Source organism: Pseudomonas fluorescens, from assembly GCF_902497995.1.
GTDB classification, from domain to species: domain Bacteria; phylum Pseudomonadota; class Gammaproteobacteria; order Pseudomonadales; family Pseudomonadaceae; genus Aquipseudomonas; species Aquipseudomonas fluorescens_BK.
This window is the reverse complement of record NZ_CABVII010000010.1, coordinates 188063-204832: the sequence shown is the minus strand read 5'-3', so window position 1 is coordinate 204832 and position 16770 is coordinate 188063. Positions and strand designations below refer to the sequence as shown.

General features: G+C 53.5%; 16 protein-coding genes and 1 pseudogene. 7 read left to right on the top strand and 10 right to left on the bottom strand.

What is annotated here, in order from left to right:
* On the bottom strand, window positions 1-179 hold a 179-nt coding region (locus F8N80_RS14230; protein WP_150784065.1), incomplete at its 3' end, for an acetyl-coenzyme A synthetase N-terminal domain-containing protein.
* Between the two features lie 486 nt (window positions 180-665).
* Between F8N80_RS14230 and F8N80_RS14225 the strand changes: the two genes are divergently transcribed.
* From F8N80_RS14225 to map, 6 genes are all read left to right on the top strand, one after another.
* Complete coding sequence (locus F8N80_RS14225) at window positions 666-929, top strand: DUF2790 domain-containing protein (protein WP_150746163.1); 264 nt, start codon at window positions 666-668, stop codon at window positions 927-929.
* Between the two features lie 189 nt (window positions 930-1118).
* Window positions 1119-1433, top strand: a complete 315-nt coding sequence (locus F8N80_RS14220; RefSeq protein WP_150746162.1) for a hypothetical protein — start codon at window positions 1119-1121, stop codon at window positions 1431-1433.
* A complete protein-coding gene (locus F8N80_RS31185) occupies window positions 1396-1833 on the top strand; it encodes a hypothetical protein (RefSeq protein WP_191632923.1) in 438 nt (145 codons plus the stop codon). Before F8N80_RS14220 ends, F8N80_RS31185 begins: the two co-directional genes overlap by 38 nt.
* A gap of 251 nt (window positions 1834-2084) precedes the next feature.
* A complete protein-coding gene (locus tag F8N80_RS14215) occupies window positions 2085-3335 on the top strand; it encodes a ribonucleotide-diphosphate reductase subunit beta (protein WP_008034875.1) in 1251 nt (416 codons plus the stop codon).
* Between the two features lie 1604 nt (window positions 3336-4939).
* The gene (locus F8N80_RS14205; RefSeq protein ID WP_150641276.1) at window positions 4940-5170 is read left to right on the top strand and encodes a hypothetical protein; all 231 of its coding nucleotides are present in this window, start codon (window positions 4940-4942) and stop codon (window positions 5168-5170) included.
* Between the two features lie 406 nt (window positions 5171-5576).
* Window positions 5577-6344, top strand: a complete 768-nt coding sequence (gene map / locus F8N80_RS14200) for a type I methionyl aminopeptidase (RefSeq protein ID WP_150784064.1) — start codon at window positions 5577-5579, stop codon at window positions 6342-6344.
* Window positions 6345-6456: 112 nt separating this feature from the next.
* On the opposite strand, the gene F8N80_RS14195 is transcribed toward map, so the two are convergent.
* From F8N80_RS14195 to F8N80_RS14160, 9 genes and pseudogenes are all read right to left on the bottom strand, one after another.
* A complete protein-coding gene (locus F8N80_RS14195; protein ID WP_150784063.1) occupies window positions 6457-7470 on the bottom strand; it encodes an isocitrate dehydrogenase in 1014 nt (337 codons plus the stop codon).
* Window positions 7471-7839: 369 nt separating this feature from the next.
* Window positions 7840-8670: a universal stress protein gene (locus F8N80_RS14190; RefSeq protein ID WP_150784062.1), complete on the bottom strand. Its 831-nt coding sequence runs from the start codon at window positions 8668-8670 to the stop codon at window positions 7840-7842.
* 203 nt (window positions 8671-8873) lie between these two features.
* Window positions 8874-9635, bottom strand: a complete 762-nt coding sequence (locus tag F8N80_RS14185; protein ID WP_150784061.1) for a YoaK family protein — start codon at window positions 9633-9635, stop codon at window positions 8874-8876.
* A gap of 363 nt (window positions 9636-9998) precedes the next feature.
* Window positions 9999-11243, bottom strand: coding sequence for a malic enzyme-like NAD(P)-binding protein (locus F8N80_RS14180; RefSeq protein WP_046031602.1), 1245 nt, complete (start codon window positions 11241-11243; stop codon window positions 9999-10001).
* Between the two features lie 888 nt (window positions 11244-12131).
* A pseudogene (locus F8N80_RS32160) lies at window positions 12132-12283 on the bottom strand (IS5/IS1182 family transposase); the annotation flags it as partial.
* Window positions 12284-12348: 65 nt separating this feature from the next.
* Window positions 12349-12834 (bottom strand): GNAT family N-acetyltransferase, encoded by a 486-nt coding sequence (locus F8N80_RS14175; RefSeq protein WP_221174462.1) that lies wholly within the window; start codon window positions 12832-12834, stop codon window positions 12349-12351.
* Between the two features lie 249 nt (window positions 12835-13083).
* Window positions 13084-14289 (bottom strand): Na+/H+ antiporter NhaA, encoded by a 1206-nt coding sequence (gene nhaA, locus F8N80_RS14170; RefSeq protein ID WP_150784060.1) that lies wholly within the window; start codon window positions 14287-14289, stop codon window positions 13084-13086.
* Window positions 14290-14467: 178 nt separating this feature from the next.
* On the bottom strand, window positions 14468-14656 hold the full coding sequence (locus tag F8N80_RS14165; RefSeq protein WP_150784059.1) for a hypothetical protein: 189 nt from the start codon (window positions 14654-14656) through the stop codon (window positions 14468-14470).
* Between the two features lie 24 nt (window positions 14657-14680).
* Entirely contained in the window at window positions 14681-14911 is a 231-nt protein-coding gene (locus tag F8N80_RS14160) for a hypothetical protein (RefSeq protein ID WP_046031605.1), read from the bottom strand.
* Window positions 14912-15052: 141 nt separating this feature from the next.
* Here F8N80_RS14160 and F8N80_RS14155 point away from each other — a divergent pair, with 141 nt between their 5' ends.
* A complete protein-coding gene (locus tag F8N80_RS14155; protein ID WP_150784058.1) occupies window positions 15053-16708 on the top strand; it encodes a SulP family inorganic anion transporter in 1656 nt (551 codons plus the stop codon).
* The last annotated feature ends 62 nt before the right edge of the window (window positions 16709-16770 follow it).

Here is a 16770-nt window from a genome sequence, read left to right as displayed (position 1 = left end):
AAAGACGTCTGCTTCACCGTGGTGAAAGGCTTGATCCAGTCGAGGCGCTTGGCTTGCTCGCGCCAGAAGCCGTCCGGGTTGACGACCGACTGCTGGTACATGGCCTTGTAGGTCGCCTCATCAGTCAACGTGTTGGCCGCAACCTCGGGACGAACGGGATACAGAGAAGCCGCACTCATCTTTCTTACCTCGGTGGAATAGTTGTTTTTGTATGAACCAGTTGTAGCCGGACCGCGCCTATAGAACCATTCGACGATGGTAGTAACAACCCCCTGCAAATTACCCCGACAACCCCAGAACGCCCACCCAAAACGCCCCTGTAGGAGCGAGGCTTGCCCGCGAAGAACGATAACGCAGTCCCCCTGAAAAACCACACCACAAAAAATGCGACGTGCCTGACCAACCACGTCGCAAACACCGCCAGCAAGCCGGCTCCTACAAAGGTATTCCACGATTGTTACGAAATTCGCCAAAGGTGTTTATCAAAACCCCACCTATATGAATGCCCCCCCCACGCCTAAAATCCACCCCGCCAACAAGGCAACCTGATTAACCAAGTTACAGCCCCCACGAAGGCAGTTAATCCAACACCCGGTAAGCAAGTTCCACACGCAACCCCCAAAAGGTTGCGTGACCCCACTCGACCTCTAAAAGGTAACCCTGAAATGAAAGCTTTATTAGTTCTGGCCCTCAGCAGCCTGTGCGCAACCGCCATGGCAAACGAGGTTCCGACTGATGTCGCACAGCAGCAACCCGCCATCGAGGAATACACCTACTCCACCGACCTGGACATCGCCAAAGTCATATCAATGAGCGAAATCCCCAACGTCTGCGAAGTTGTCCCAGCCAAAATGGAATACGACGACTCCAAAGGTCAGCGCCACATTCTGCGTTACAGCGTCATGGGTAACGGCTGCTCCAACGGCTGATCCCCCACCCTCACCTTCCCAAGGTTCGCCCCACCCGCCCGCGGTTTAAGGCAGATCAAGCACCGAACCCTACATATCGATTTAATCGATTGTTTTTAGCGTTTATTTGCGCTTTTTAATCAAAATAGTCGGCGTATTATCCATTCCACACCCAAGGCACACAACGCCAACGAACCTGGAGCCACTCTCATGAAAATCAAACTGATCCTCGCCCTGACCCTCTCCGTCCTGGCTGCCAACACCTTCGCCGCTGACGGCTATGACCGCACGGGTTCAGCCGCCTACACCACCTCGACAGCTGTCGCTTCTGACGGTTATGACCATACCGGCTCGGCATCCTTCGCCGCCGACGGTTCCGATCACGTCGGTGCTGGCAAACTCGCTTCTGACGGTTTTGATCATACCGGCGCTGCCAAGGTTGCCGCTGACGGCTTCGATCACACCGGTGCCGCCAAGGTTGCTGCCGATGGTTCCGATCACGTGGGTGCTGCTCGCCTCAGCTGATCATCAGGGCAAATTCACTGCCCGGCCTCGGCCGGGCTTAGTTGTGTCTGAAGCCATGAAAAACAGACTAAAAACACAACATGTAGTGAAAAGCATCGATTTTTGGCTATTTTTTGATCAGGCAGCTCCGGGGTCATTTCCCCAGCAAAACGGCCCACAATGGCGACCAAAATTCCCCCCTTCCTCCTCTGTAAGCCCCGTACTGCATGGCTCGCCGCGTTTCAGCCAACCTTTACCCCGCCGCCAACCTGATCACAGCGTCAAAAACAAGCCATTTCAGGCGAAAAAAAAACTTCATCCGCCAAAGCCCTGTAAACCCTCGCTCCGACCGGAAAACGTGCCCTGCGCACCCTTCACAGCGCCGATTCGACGCCCCACGCCGCTGAATTTTTCCTTATAATGCGGGCTTAAACGGGCCTGCAATATTCCCTTACAGGGGTCAATAGCCAGTCTGAAGCCCACGCAGAAACCGTTCATGCTTTCTGCGCCCGTCAGCGGCTTCGGAACACCCGTACAAAATTCTGTTTATTGCCTGCGCTGTACTGCTGCAAAAAACGATTTCCTTTAGATCCAACGCGGCCAGCCGGTCGTGTGAAACCACCTATCGGTTTTCACACGGGCATCTGGCCCTCACGCAGGAGACGACACGTCATGCTGAGCTGGGACGAATTCGACAAAGAAGACAGCGGCGAAACCGTTGTAAAAGGCGCCAACGCCGGCCACGCGACTGAAGCCAACATGGACCGCCTCGACACCGCTGGCGGTGTCGCGGCTCAAGAAGCTCGCGCCGTCACCGCGTCCGACTCCGCCGCAATCGCCCGTGCCAAAGCAGCCCTGGACAACCTCGACATCGCCGAAGGCCTCGCCGAACTCGAAGGCGCCTCCGCCCGTGTCGCTGTCGACGAAAAGCGCATGATCAACTGCCGCGCCGACCTCAACCAACTCGTACCCTTCAAGTACGACTGGGCCTGGCAGAAATACCTGGACGGCTGCGCAAACCACTGGATGCCGCAAGAAGTCAACATGACCGCCGACATCGCCCTCTGGAAAGACCCGGAAGGCCTGACCGACGACGAACGCCGCATCGTCATGCGCAACCTCGGCTTCTTCTCCACCGCCGACTCCCTGGTGGCCAACAACCTGGTCCTGGCCGTGTACCGCCTGATCACCAACCCGGAATGCCGCCAGTACATCCTGCGCCAGGCCTTCGAAGAGGCGATCCACACCCACGCCTACCAGTACTGCATCGAATCCCTGGCCATGGATGAAGGCGAGATCTTCAACATGTACCACGAGATCCCGTCGGTCGCGAAAAAAGCCACTTGGGGCCTCAAATACACCCGCTCGATCTCCGATCCGAAGTTCGAAACCGGCACTGTCGAAACCGACAAAGAACTGCTGCGCAACCTGATCGCCTACTACTGCGTCCTGGAAGGCATCTTCTTCTACTGCGGCTTCACCCAGATCCTCTCCATGGGCCGCCGCAACAAAATGACCGGCGTCGCCGAGCAGTTCCAGTACATCCTGCGCGACGAATCCATGCACCTGAACTTCGGCATCGACGTGATCAACCAGATCAAAATCGAAAACCCGCATTTGTGGGATGCCGAGATGAAGGAAGAAGCGAGCCAGATGATTCTGCAGGGGACTCAGCTGGAGATCGAATACGCGCGGGATACCATGCCTCGTGGCGTACTCGGCATGAATGCGGCGATGATGGAGGATTACCTGAAGTTTATTGCTAACCGTCGGTTGTCGCAGATTGGGTTGAAGGAAGAGTACCCAGGGACGACTAACCCGTTCCCTTGGATGAGCGAGATTATGGACTTGAAGAAAGAGAAAAATTTCTTTGAGACGCGGGTTATTGAGTATCAGACTGGTGGGGCGTTGAGCTGGGATTGATTCCCGAGCTCGCCGCGATTTGACGATCTCAATCTGAATCGACAAACCGAAAAAGCAAAAGCCCCGATCTGATCGGGGCTTTTTTATTGGGCAGTGAATGTACTTTATTCACCCTTACGCTACGAAGCTAAATTTCCTACAGCACTTACGGCTGCTTCCGCATTGATGCCCATTAAAATCACCTCTAATCTCCGTTGCAGGTGCCTAAGAAACGCCCAACGTGCGTAATTGCACCTCACTTGACCACCCGTTTGCACAGCCACTGCCCACCCGTTTGCATTCGACTTGACCAGTCGTTTGCATTCCCACTGACCACTTGTTTGCATTCGAGCTGACCAGCGATAGATGACGTATCACCTCAACCAAAAAAGCATGGCGATCTCTACTGCGCCGCATTGTGTGCCTGAAAAATGACGAGCTTGAGCGCTTGCCGAAGGGCGCCCGAGTCAGTCAGGCCAAGGAGGTGGGGGGCGATCCATCAGAGTTAAAATATCGCTTCCCCACTCTCATCGCTGAAACTCAGAAGTATGTAGCAGCCCATCTTGATGTTGACCGGAATCCGCTCATCAGGTCAGGGTTACAGCTCGTAAAAAGAACCGCGGCCTCCGGGAACGAATGGGAGCGGTTGTGCAGCAACGCGATACCTTGCCAGCCTACTGCCAGAATCATGTTGCCGAATTGGAGCGGGCGCTTTCGAGCCCCAACGTTGTGCTACTTGGACAGGCGAAGAAAAATCAGTAGTGAGCGGTCAACTGCATGCGTCTTGATTCACCGCGATAGATCAGAACCGTATTTATCGCCAGACAGTTTTTAGCCCAGTTCTTAGCGTTGATACAAAGGTCTCCAGTGAAGGATCTTTCTCAGCATCTTGCTTATGCCTGCCGATGAAAATCCACTCATCTTCTGCCCAAAAAATTCGAATTGTTTTGGGTGATTTGCAGTCGAATACAACTTGATAAATTCTCGTTTCTCGCTGCTGGACGACGACGCATTGCTCATGGCAAACCAACAGTCGTTGCCCAGGCTCTAGGGTCGGAGCATTGAGCGGGAGGCGCTTCTCACTTTCTGTTTTCCGCATGATGAATGTCGTCGTCCTTAAAATTCAGAAACCGTACGCGTTGAATCAAAAGCAAGGAGGATCCGCCGCTGCGAGGTACTCATCTGGTGCCTTTGCGCATGACGCCAAATGTGTTCTTCAAGGTGGTAACCATCACGATCCAGTAAGCCATTTCGGAGCCTGTGCAGACAATCACCTTCAAGGCCTTGAATTGATAGCTCGCTACTTATTGTGAGAGCCCTTTGGTTCCGCTTGTTCTCGATCTGGCCGGCAAATCCTGTTATCGCGGGAAACTGGCCGTATGGCCGTGCGCCCTCAAAGCCACGGCATTGGGCGGACCGACTCGGACCCGCGTGACTGAGGTGCTTCGACAGTCCTGCTCATGACTAGCCTCCAAGGGGTCATATGTGCATAATATTATCATGCGGTGATAATGAAAAGGCAATCTACTCGCCCTTGCTTCAGGCAGAGGCGAGGTCTTTTGATCGATTGCCGGGAGGCAAAGACATGCATGAGAACAGCAATACGTGAGCGCTTGGAGAGCCGTATGAAACGTGAGGACGTAAAAACCAAACACGCTGAAGGCATTCAGTTTGATACCCATTTGATTGCCAACCCGGCCAACACCCAGGAGTGGATCGCCTTCTTTAAAAAGGATGCAGGAAGAAGCTTCTTCCTGGTCAATGACAACGAAGAAATCGAACCCTTTCGGTACCTTGATGATTTGATTCATGAGCTGCGAGAAATCGGTATCAAGGTTGCTGAAATTCATTTTTGAATTCTTTTCCTTGGAGTGTCGGCATGTCCGTCAGAATCGAGCATCTGTCTAGTCAGAGTGAAAATCTATGGTCCGTGTGTATTGGAGCCAGGCGCATTCAATTTCGCAATGAGCAGGGTGCAAAAGATTACGCAGCAAAGCTAAAAGAGCGTATTGAAGCTCCGCACTCATACCCTCGTGCATTGCCGTCCGCCTACAAGCGCGGTAGCAGCAAGTAATAGTGCTTAATGACTTTCTATTAACGCTAAAGTTACGGTAACAAAATATTGTTTCTTCCATAGAGTGCTGTGGAACTTAGTAAGTCGAATTAATTTTCATGCTGCGTTCCTGCAATTGCACAGCATTCGGCGAATGAGCACCCGTCCAACCAGTCTCTGGTGTTCATAATGAGGGTAAAAGTACCACTATGAAGCCTGCACTAATTGCTATGTCACGAACTGCGGGAAAGTTGGCTGCGGAGGTTCTGAGCATGATTGCGCCTCACGTCAGGCCCGGGGTTTCGACCAATGAGCTTGATAAGCTCTGCCATGACTATATTGTCAACGTGCAGAAGGCCACTCCAGCCAATATCGGTTATCACGGTTTCCCCAAAACCTTGTGCACCTCCATCAATCATGTCGTATGCCACGGAATCCCGTCAGATAAAGAACTCTCGGATGGCGATATCCTCAATATTGATGTCGCGGTGCTCAAGGATGGTTGGTTCGGTGATACAAGCCGAATGTATTTTGTCGGCGAGCCAAGCGCAGAGGCTCGTCGGCTGGTGGACACGACCTATGAGGCGATGTGTGCCGGCATTCATGCAGTAGGCCCCGGTGCCACGCTCGGTGATGTCGGTCACGCCATTCAAACCGTGGCGCACCGTGAAGGGTATAGCGTAGTGCGTGACTACTGTGGACATGGCATTGGCATGGTTTACCACGATGAGCCACAGGTCCGTCATTATGGCAACCCTGGTGAAGGTATGAGACTGAAACCGGGCATGATCTTCACAATCGAGCCAATGCTCAATGCTGGAAAGCACGGCGTAAGAACGCTGGGGGATGGCTGGACCGTGATCACCAAGGATCTTTCGCTCTCGGCCCAGTGGGAGCATATGGTCTTGGTCACCCGCGATGGCTTTGAGGTGTTGACTGCGTGGCCGGATCAGCCCGTGGAGTATAAGAAGATTTAATCCAATCCGGCAGACTGTCCTACTGGTAGGTCAGAGTGGAGCACACGTAGAAAATCGCCAGCTCGTACTGAGCTGGCGACTCGGACGGAGCGCGTGTTTGTTGATTCTCTATTTAGTCACGCAAGTAGGCAACCAAGGCGTCAGCGAAGGAATCAGTTGTACCAGTCCCTCCCATATCGGGTGTCACTTGATCGCAGGAGCTTTTCAGAACAACGCGGATAGCTGTACGAATGCGTGTCCCTTTGTCCACCATGCCTAGGTAATCAAGCATGTCTGCGGCAGCCAACAACAATGCACATGGGTTCGCGATGTTCTTGCCAGCGATGTCCGGTGCCGAGCCGTGGACCGCTTCGAAGATGGCCGCATCGGCGCCGATGTTGGACCCCGGCGCCAAGCCCAGTCCACCCACCAGGCCTGCGCACAAGTCTGAAAGGATGTCGCCAAACAGGTTGGTGGTGACGATGACATCAAATTGATGGGGATTCATCACCAGCTGCATACAGGCGTTATCGACGATCATCTCGTGGAATTCGATTTCCGGATAATTCGCAGCAACCTCACGCGCCACCTCAAGGAACAACCCGGAGCAAGACTTGATGATGTTGGCCTTGTGCACCGCGGTCACTTTCTTACGGCCTTTGCTACGAGCGAGCTCGAACGCATACCGCACGATGCGTTCGGAGGCAGTGCGTGTTACACGAATGCTCGCCAGAGCGACTTCGCCGTCCTCCGAAATACTTTGTCCTTCTGGTAGGTACGCTCCTTCGGTATTTTCGCGCACCGTGATGATGTCGATATCTTCGAAACGCGAACGGGTGCCTGGGAAACTGATCGCTGGTCGGACATTGGCGTAGAGATCGAAGTGGCGGCGAAGGTGGACGTTGATCGATGAGAAGCCGCGGCCAATCGGCGTTGTCAGAGGGCCTTTGAGTGCGACACCATGTTTGGCGATCGTCTCTGTGGATGCGGGCGGCATCAGTTGCCCATGCTGCTGCAAGGCCTCCAAACCGGCCTCAACGAAGTCGTAACGAAGATTGCAGTCAAGGGCATCGAGTACGCGTAGCGTCGCTTGCATGATCTCTGGGCCGATGCCGTCACCCTTGATGATTGCGATGGTTTTGCTCATGGTCTCTTCCTTAACAGCGCTTTGTCAGCCTGCTGTATTGATTGGGTCATTGAGACTGGTGTCACGAGTCTGCTGATAGGCATTGACTGTCTGACGGCTTTCACCGCGCCAGTGTGCTGTGTTTCATCCTCCGCGCCGTGACTGCGCAGGTCATCGCGGATCAATTGACGGGCGACCTGAGTGGGTGTCAGTTCTCGCGCCGCACAAAACTAGTCAAGGATGCGGCTGTTACGGGCGAGCTACTGGATCAAGCGCGCAGTCATTTGTTTCATCGAAGACGCGCATTACATTAACATATAATGTTAATCGTATGCGGTGGTAAGGAGCGTTTTCATCTTGATGACGTTAGGGTGTTTGAACGTTTGTGCGTTACATGTTGAGGTAGCTTTTAGGCAGGAATAAAAGAGGACGAGTTGTGGCTCGGATCATTCTTGAAGTCGTACTGCCAAGCCAAAATCGGCGGACTCGCGAATGACCAAAAGCGCCCATAACCATCAGGTCGATATCGTGTTCGATCTGATAGGACTGTAAGGCGAGCTCTACTCTCCCGCCACAGATGGCTGTCCGCACGTCACACCCGGCTGATTGCAGAATGGCTCCTGCCGCATCGAGTCGTTCCAGATTCTTCGACGTGTTGGCTGCGACCATGACCAGGTGCACGGGCAGCTTTCTGAGAACTGGACTCGCTGCCAGCATTTCCACCCCCATGTGCGTGTCCTCGCTCCCGTCATAAGCAAATATCAGGCTTCGTGGTGGGTTGAAGGAACAAGGTGTGACCAGGATCGGCTTGTGCAACGCATGGATGATGGTTTCGAGCTGGTTGAGTCGGGGACAGAACGAGCTGTGTTTTCCCATGACTAGCCAGCGCATGTCAGTTTCCATCTCGAGTAACCGCCCCAACAGTTCTCCGTCGCTTTGACGAAGTTCCGGCTGCATTACGCCATCCGCTATCGCTCTTTCTCGAGCGTTTTGCAGCATTATCAAGCCTTGCTTCAACGCCTGCTCATGGCGCTTTTCGTCCAGCGACATAGCTTCTAGCACGTGCGCCAGGCTGCCGGGCCGTATCTCTACGCCAGCGGGGCGGTCCACAACATTCAGGAGGGTTAACGGCAATACAAAGTTGAGACTGGCCCAAGCGGCGTAGTCGCAGACGGCCGGAGATGTAGTTGAACTGTCGATACAGGCCAATATGTGGGTCATCACAACCCTCATCTCGATGATCTTGATGAGCCGATCACCACGCGGGCTAAAAACGAAAATTACCCGCTCGGCGAGGGCGCCGCTTTTAGCGTGCCTGCGAGTGGGATCAGTCGCTGGACACCTGGCACGTCATAAATAGAAACGATCAACGTAGTGAAAATCCAGTGTAGCAACGCCTGGAAAGCTGCTTGCAGGCAAGCTGTTCACTTTCGCACGACGCGGCGGACAAAAAGCCTGACGTCGTCAAAGGCAGGCACGATCGCCAGCGTCACCAGAACCATCGCGAGCGGTACCGTTGAGATATAACCAATGTGCTTGAACCCAAAGGCACCCACCACGCCGCCAAAAAAGAAATTCAGCGCAAGCAGTATCAGTATTTTGAGTCGGGTCCGATTGGCGAGAACTTTTGGATGCTTCGATGTGTTGACGGCATTCCAATAAAAGAGTTTTCCAAACTCAATACCGATATCCGTGATGATGCCGGTGATATGCGTCGTTCGGATTTCGGCTTTGGAAATTTTGGTGATCACTGCGTTTTGTAGCCCCATGATGAAGCACAGCAGCATCACGGTGACGGACACGAATAGACCATCCACGGTGGATAGCCGAGCGCCCAGAAAGCCAAAGCAGATGAGCAGAAAGGCTTCGAACAAGAGCGGCACTGCAAACTCACTGTGCATCCGTCTGCGTCGGGAGTAATTGACCATGACCGCCGAGCACGCGGCCCCAACCAGAAAGGACAACAAGGCGCCGGCACCACTAAGCACCAGGTCGTAGGCCCCTAGCACACTATTGTCTGCCATCGAGGAGACGATGCCTGTCATGTGTGAGGTGTACTGATGCACCGCCAGGAAGCCACCGGCGTTGGTTGCCCCCGCTACGAAGGCTAAGGCAAATCCAAGATGTCGGTTTGCGTCTGTGGTACGCCTTCGCCCAGTGAGGCTCCTAACATATTTGATCGGCATTCATTCACCCCTGTCCCAAGCGTATGAGGAGCAAGAAAGCCAACCGATTATGCACATCTGATATCACCAGGTCCTCGCGATTTAGGCTGGTCTGCTCGTTGAGTGGTAAAGCCGCTGACTGTCGTTTTTTCTGATCGGTGATCAGGATTGCTTGGGATGGCAACCCTGTGTGGTGATTACCTGCTGGGGAAGCAGACGGGGATCCGGAAAGCTTCACCCCGCGATCAGCCAAGAGCGGATGATCTTGCAAATGGCGGGCTGTCGATATTCAGGACGTGCTGCGGCTGGATGATCCCCGGTGCGACAGCTGCAACCTTGTAAAAGGTCGTGCAGCTGCGGCACATCAGCATGATTGACGTCAGCTTAGAGCGGGTAGTGTGTCGGGTAGTGCAGCTTCGCAACGCCGGTGTCGACCGCCGCTTTAGCCACTGCGCCGGCAATTGCTCCGAGCAGGCGAGCATCAAGTGCTTTTGGGAGAATGTAATCGCGCCCAAACTCAAGCTTATCGACGTTGAATGCTTGCAGCACTTCAACAGGGGTGGGCTCTTTGGCCAGTTGGCGCAGTGCTTCCACCGCCGCAATTTTCATCGCTTCGTTGATCCGGGTTGCCCGAACATCCAAGGTCCCGCGGAAGATAAACGGAAAGCCCAGAACGTTGTTAACCTGGTTTGGGTAGTCAGAGCGCCCAGTCGCCATGATCAGGTCATCACGAGTGGCCATGGCCAGTTCGTAGCTGATTTCGGGATCGGGGTTCGAGCACGCAAACACGATCGGATTGGGAGCCATCACTGCCAGTGCTTCAGCTGGGAGAAGATTAGCTCCGGACAGGCCAACAAACACGTCAGCGCCGTTCATGGCTTCCATCAGCGTACGCGGGCCACCGTCGTTTACGAATTGTGCTTTGTATTGGTTGAGGTCTTCTCGTTCGGAGTGGATGACACCGGTACGGTCGACCATGTACAGATTACTTTTTTGAGCGCCGAGACTGAGCAGCAGGCGCATGCAGGCAGTGGCGGCGGCACCCGCACCCAGGCAAACAATTTTCGCGTCCTCTAGGGTTTTGCCCTGAATTTCCAGCGCATTGAGCATGCCAGCGGCGGTGACGATGGCAGTACCGTGTTGGTCGTCATGGAAGACTGGGATGCTGCACTGTTCGATCAGTGCCTTTTCGATTTCAAAGCACTCGGGCGCTTTGATGTCTTCCAGATTGATTCCACCAAAGGTGTCAGCAATGCGCACGACGGTATCGATAAAGGCCTGGGAGCTCTCGGAGTTGACTTCGATATCGATCGAGTCAATGCCGGCAAAACGCTTGAACAGCAACGCTTTGCCTTCCATGACGGGCTTGCTGGCCAAGGGGCCTAGATTGCCAAGTCCCAGAATGGCCGTGCCGTTGGTGATCACGGCCACCAGATTCCCTTTTCCAGTGAAGCGGTAAGCATTCTCTGGGTTCTTCGCGATTTCGCGTACAGGCTCAGCGACGCCTGGGCTATAGGCCAAGGCAAGTTGGGCGGCGGTGTCGGCGGGTTTGGTCAGTTCAATGCTGATTTTCCCAGGGGTTGGGAATTCATGGTAATCCAGTGCAGCCTTCTTGAAGTCGGTAGTCATGCGATCCCCTAATTAGACGTTGATTACAATGCCATGTTAACACTATTATAATGCAAGGCAACGAGATCCTGACCCACAGACCAGGGTCGAATTGCCGGCTTGAACGCTGCTGATGAAGGGGTTTGTCAGCCAGCGGACCAACTCTATTGGCCTTAAGACTTCAGGGCGGGCCTGTATCTGTTGGTCAATAGAGATCCTCCTATGCTTGAACCCGTCTTAGGCCACCTCGTGTGGCCATTTTTTTGCGCGCTCGAATGTCCCAATCGGTGTCACGCCCAAGCGCGGCACATTAGGATTCAGAGTTTTCTCATGGCCTCTTGGATCTGATCCGCGTATTTCGACAATTGCGTGAGCTCATGACCCAGTTGCATAGGGCTTCTGCGTGGGTCATTCGCCCGTGAATCAATACCAGCGCAGCATTTACAGCCATTATTCGCGTTCCTCAGTAGTTCCTGGAACGTACCTGTTGAAATCAAAAAGGTCCTGCACTGGTTGAATGGCAATACCCGTACGACTCGACAGGTAAGCAGGCAGAAACCGGCCAGTAGCTGGCCCCTCAACATCAATACGGTGGTCTGCCTCCGATTATTCCAGTCGAACACCCTGATTCCAGGGGCGGACGGGTATGCTTATCGCTTCACTTGGGGCTTGCTTTATGAGCGACGGCGAAAAGGAAGAACAGAGGATGTCTGACTGTGCGTACTGTGACCTAACGATGGATTTCGTTCCCGATGACGCTAGGCATCGGTTCGAGGTTCAGTGCGAGCATTGCCAAATAATCAACGTAGTGACTTGGGAGTTTGGGCGCAGGGTCGCTGGTACACTGCGATCAAGCACGATTGAAACTCAATAAATGAGGGTTGGTCAGCCGGTGGCTTGAGCGGGTTTTCGACCACCGCCGGCCTTTGGGTAATACGGTTCAATCAACGGCAGTAAACCGCTACAGGACACTATCTGATCCATCTCGGCGAGGAACCGCTCGCGGCGTGTCTGCTTGCGCTTTCCGGCGTATTCAAAGTCGGAAAGCTCATCTGGCTCATGGGCGGCTCGGATCAGGTGGTGAGGGTATACTTCAGCACATTCGGAGATGTGGCTCGTAGAATCCCTAGAGTTTCAGCGACCAAAATTCCAGATCGAATTTCTTCCCATAAGCCTTTTGCCCAGGCATCACCTCAGTCATTCGAAAGTTGAGGCGCTCATAAAGCGCCCTTGCGTCGACAAGGCAGCTATAGGTTTCTAGCTGCACCTGCTTAAACGAGTGCTGGCGAGCATGATCAAGAGCGAGTTTCATCATCGCAGAACCAACACCTTTACCCCTAAACTGCGGCAGGACTAGCACGAAGTTAAGAAATGCCACGCTGTCAGCTCTCTCCGATATCGCTATCGACGCTACGCGTTTGTCCCCTACCAATCCAACCCAGATGCGATTGAATGGACTTGGTAATTCAAGAAAGTTGCGCATCTTTTCGGCGACGCCATCCTGAAAGTGCCTGTCAAAACCGAACTCGGTGGCATAGACGTCACCATTCGCAGCAATAAGCCACTCGTGATCGTCCTGTTGTGCTACTCGCACCGTCAATTCTGTAGCCATCACTCGAAATCTCCGCATTGTCTATGCTGGCTTTATCTATTTTACACTGCATGCCATCTCAACCGCGCGATACATCATGAAAGGTGTCACGGTCAATTCGAATGCAAATAACTGGTCAAGTCGAATACAAACAGGTGGTCAAATCGATGCAATTACACAACGTAGAGACTGTGACTTACTGATGGATGTTTCAAACATCTAGGTTTCTCCTGAGCAATACCAAACAGTGCTGCTGCGAGGGTGAATAATTCATTTCTGCGTGAGGGCACAGGTGGAGTGCAGAATTCTGGAAACTGAGTCGGCCACTCCAGAACGTAAAATCAAGACGCCCAATAGCGCAGACAAAACTGAACCCATCAGCACCGCGATTTTTACGTCGGTCATCGTTTGCGAAGGTGCAGGAATGGTCTGTGCGCCGATCCACAGGCTTGCGGTAAAACCAATGCCGCTGAGTGCAGCAACGCCATAAAGCTGCACCCAGTTGCAGTTCTCGGGGAGCTTGGCGAGCCCGAGTGCAACGACAAGACCCGATACAGCGAAGAGACCCAGTGGCTTTCCGATCAGAAGTCCTGTCGCGACACCTGTCGTGACCGGGGCTGAGAGATCTTGCAGTGACATGCCAAGGAGTGACACGCCAGCATTGGTAAAACCGAAAATCGGCAATATCAAAAATGTCACATAAGGGATGAGCTTTTCTTCAACGGTTCGCGACGCAGAGCTGGAGCTTGTATCGGGCTTACCTAGCGGTAAGGACAGCGCCAACACAAGTCCGGCGAGTGTCGGATTAAAGCCGGATAGCCCAAGAGCCATCCACAAAAACACTGCGGTCACTATGTAGGGACGCAGGCGTGTTATGCCTTTGCGGTTCAGCGCTATAAGGAGACTTAACAGCAGTAATGGGGCCAGCAGCATCGGAACAAAAAAATGTTGGGTATGAAAAAAGGCAACGATCATGACTCCGCTAAGATCCTCCAGAATCGCGATAGCGAGCAGGAATACTTTTAGCGAAGCTGGAACCCTGTCACCGAGCAGCGACAGGACGGCCAGCGCAAATGCAAGGTCCGTGGCTGTGGGAACAGCCATCAAGAATGGTGTTTCGTTTTGGGAGTGATTAAAACCCCAAAGAATAAGCGCCGGCAGGACCATGCCACCGAGCGCTGCACAGCCTGGCAATGCGCGCTTCTCCCACGTGGCCAGATGCCCAACCAGCCATTCACGCTTGAATTGCAGCCCGATGACCAAGAAGAACAACGTCATCAGACCGTCATTGACCCAGTGGGTTAATGACAGGCTCAGATGGACGCGATGTAGCAACTCAAAATAGCCGGGAGCGAAAGGAGAGTTGGCTAAGACAAATGCGATGACAGAGGTGCCCAGCAATGCCACAGCGCCGGCTGCTTCATTGGAGAGCCCGGGAGGGATGGTGGCACCGGATACGTCTTTTAATTTTGCCACCTTGGGACTCCAGCCTCGAGCGTGATAAAAACCTGATCAGCCAGCGTCAATGAATGGCCGACAGCTTGGTGTGTTCTGAGCTGCCTTGGACGCCTTTCATCAAGGGACTTAGCGTTCTGCTCCTCGTTCGTCAGCCTTCGAGGCTGTCCAATCGAGGAAAAATCCAGCTCAGTGTTGATCAGTGGGGCGGGTTGGGAGAGGCATGGTGAATTCGCGGAAAGGTATGCGGTGCGTCGATTCTTTCTTTCAGTGTGGCTGCATAGTCCTTCGCCCCTTGCTCGTTACGAAATTGAATGCTGTGGCTACCGAAACAGACAGACCAAAGCTCCTCGCCTTGACCCGACAGATGCTCAATCTTTACTGACATGATCAAACTTCCTGAGTACACCGATCAAAAATGAACTTCAGCAGACTTGATGCCTAGCTCGCGAAGCTCATGGATCACATCATCGACGCGACCAAAGGACTCAATCTCCTCATTGTCATTGACCAGGAAATAGCTTCTTCCTGCATCCTTTTTGAAAAGAATGATCCACTCGTGCGTATTGGTCGGGTTGGCGATCACATGTGTGTCGAAATGCATGCCTTCACCGTGTTTGGTTTTGACTTCTTCGCGTTTCATGCGGGCCTCCGGACATAGGGATTAGCGCTTTAAGTACCGATTCTACAGCGCCGCAGGTGTCGTACCAAGGGCTAGGCCAATTGCTTTGCTATTATCACTAGGTGTGAATAGTATGCACATGCCACCACAGCGAGGCTAGTCATGATTGCGATACAAGAAGCTTGGAAAGCGGGCTTGTTAGGGCGCGAGCATTGGCTTCGAAATATCGTCTCAGGGGTCATCGTCGGCGTCGTGGCGTTGCCCTTGGCCATGGCATTTGCCATCGCCTCAGGCGTCAAGCCGGAACAAGGGATCTATACAGCTATTGTGGGGGGCCTGTTGGTTTCGCTGTTCGGCGGAAGCCGGCTTCAGATTGCCGGCCCCACCGGGGCATTCATCGTCATTTTGGCCAGCGTGACGGCCAAGTACGGTGTGGATGGCTTGCAGATCGCGACCATGATGGCTGGGGCCATTTTATTGCTGCTCGGCATCACCAAGCTTGGCGCACTCATTAAGTTCATTCCTGACCCCGTGATTGTGGGATTCACCGCCGGCATCGGGGTGATCATTTGGGTCGGGCAATGGAAAGACTTTTTGGGCTTGCCGAAAATCAGTGGTGACCATTTCCACGAGCGTCTGTGGCACCTCATCCAGGCGCTGCCCAGCCTTCATGTACCCACAACACTGTTAGCGCTCTTGAGCCTGGCGTTGGTGATCCTCGCCCCGAAGCTACCAGGCGTAAGGCGTGTTCCTGGTCCTCTGATTGCGATGGTTGTTGTGACGGCGCTGCATTCCTATTTTCAATTCGATGGCGTGGCCACAATCGGGAGTGCCTTTGGGGGCATTCCCCAAGGACTGCCCAAAATTGGCCTTCCTGAAATAACACTACCTCAGGTCATTGAGTTGATTGGCCCGGCGTTTGCGATCGCGATGCTGGGGGCGATTGAATCGCTGCTATCGGCTGTTGTCGCCGACGGGATGGCCGGCACCAAACATGACTCCAATCAGGAGTTAGTCGGACAAGGCATTGCTAACCTGGTCACTCCTCTGTTTGGTGGCTTTGCTGCGACAGGCGCGATCGCTCGTACAGCGACCAACATCCGCAATGGTGGCAACAGTCCCATCGCAGGTTTTGCACACGCCGTCACTTTGATCTTACTGATCTTCTTCTTGGCGCCTTTGGCTTCTGACATCCCACTGTGTGCGTTGGCTGCAATCTTATTCGTGGTTGCGTACAACATGAGCGAATTGAAGCACTTCAAACGCATGGTCAAACGGGCCCCCAAAGCCGACGTTGCCATTCTGTTAATTACCTTTAGCTTGACCGTTTTCAGTGATCTGGCGATTGCGGTGAACATTGGGGTCATTCTCGCCATGCTGCAATTTATGCGTCGGATGGCGTCTTCTGTGGAGATTCAGCTAATGGTTGAAAAAGAGTTGGAGGTAGAGTTGCGTATGAATGGGCATGTACATCTTCCCCCCGGTATTTTGGTTTACACCATTGAGGGGCCTCTCTTCTTTGGCGCAGCAGAAACCTTTGAGCGCGTTTTGGCTCAAACACACACCGATCCTGGGACTTTGATTATTCGACTAAAGCGAGTGCCGTTCATGGATATCACGGGCTTACAAACGCTGCTCGAAGTCATTGAGCAGCTGCGCAAGCGCAGTATCGTCGTGAAGTTGTGTGAAGCCAACGAGAAAGTCCTCGGCAAGCTCGACAGGGCAGGGATTCTTCAGGCGCTCGGCTCAGAGCATTATCATGCCGACTTCAGTGGCGCACTGGGCAGTTATGTCGAGATCGACAAGACCCAAGGCTGAGATGGGGTGCAGTAGGCTAAGAAGGAGCGATGAGCAGGCATTCGTCGTGCCCGCCCATGCGC

Coding starts and splice junctions, on each gene's coding strand:
- F8N80_RS14220 (WP_150746162.1), top strand. CDS start 1,119: ATGAAAATCAAACTGATCCTCGCCCTGACCCTCTCCGTCCTGGCTGCC.
- F8N80_RS14215 (WP_008034875.1), top strand. CDS start 2,085: ATGCTGAGCTGGGACGAATTCGACAAAGAAGACAGCGGCGAAACCGTT.
- F8N80_RS14175 (WP_221174462.1), bottom strand. CDS start 12,834: ATGGCTACAGAATTGACGGTGCGAGTAGCACAACAGGACGATCACGAG.
- F8N80_RS14195 (WP_150784063.1), bottom strand. CDS start 7,470: ATGAGCAAAACCATCGCAATCATCAAGGGTGACGGCATCGGCCCAGAG.
- F8N80_RS14185 (WP_150784061.1), bottom strand. CDS start 9,635: ATGCCGATCAAATATGTTAGGAGCCTCACTGGGCGAAGGCGTACCACA.
- map (WP_150784064.1), top strand. CDS start 5,577: ATGAAGCCTGCACTAATTGCTATGTCACGAACTGCGGGAAAGTTGGCT.
- F8N80_RS31185 (WP_191632923.1), top strand. CDS start 1,396: ATGGTTCCGATCACGTGGGTGCTGCTCGCCTCAGCTGATCATCAGGGC.
- F8N80_RS14190 (WP_150784062.1), bottom strand. CDS start 8,670: ATGACCCACATATTGGCCTGTATCGACAGTTCAACTACATCTCCGGCC.
- F8N80_RS14160 (WP_046031605.1), bottom strand. CDS start 14,911: ATGAAACGCGAAGAAGTCAAAACCAAACACGGTGAAGGCATGCATTTC.
- F8N80_RS14180 (WP_046031602.1), bottom strand. CDS start 11,243: ATGACTACCGACTTCAAGAAGGCTGCACTGGATTACCATGAATTCCCA.
- F8N80_RS14165 (WP_150784059.1), bottom strand. CDS start 14,656: ATGTCAGTAAAGATTGAGCATCTGTCGGGTCAAGGCGAGGAGCTTTGG.
- F8N80_RS14205 (WP_150641276.1), top strand. CDS start 4,940: ATGAAACGTGAGGACGTAAAAACCAAACACGCTGAAGGCATTCAGTTT.
- F8N80_RS14225 (WP_150746163.1), top strand. CDS start 666: ATGAAAGCTTTATTAGTTCTGGCCCTCAGCAGCCTGTGCGCAACCGCC.
- F8N80_RS14155 (WP_150784058.1), top strand. CDS start 15,053: ATGATTGCGATACAAGAAGCTTGGAAAGCGGGCTTGTTAGGGCGCGAG.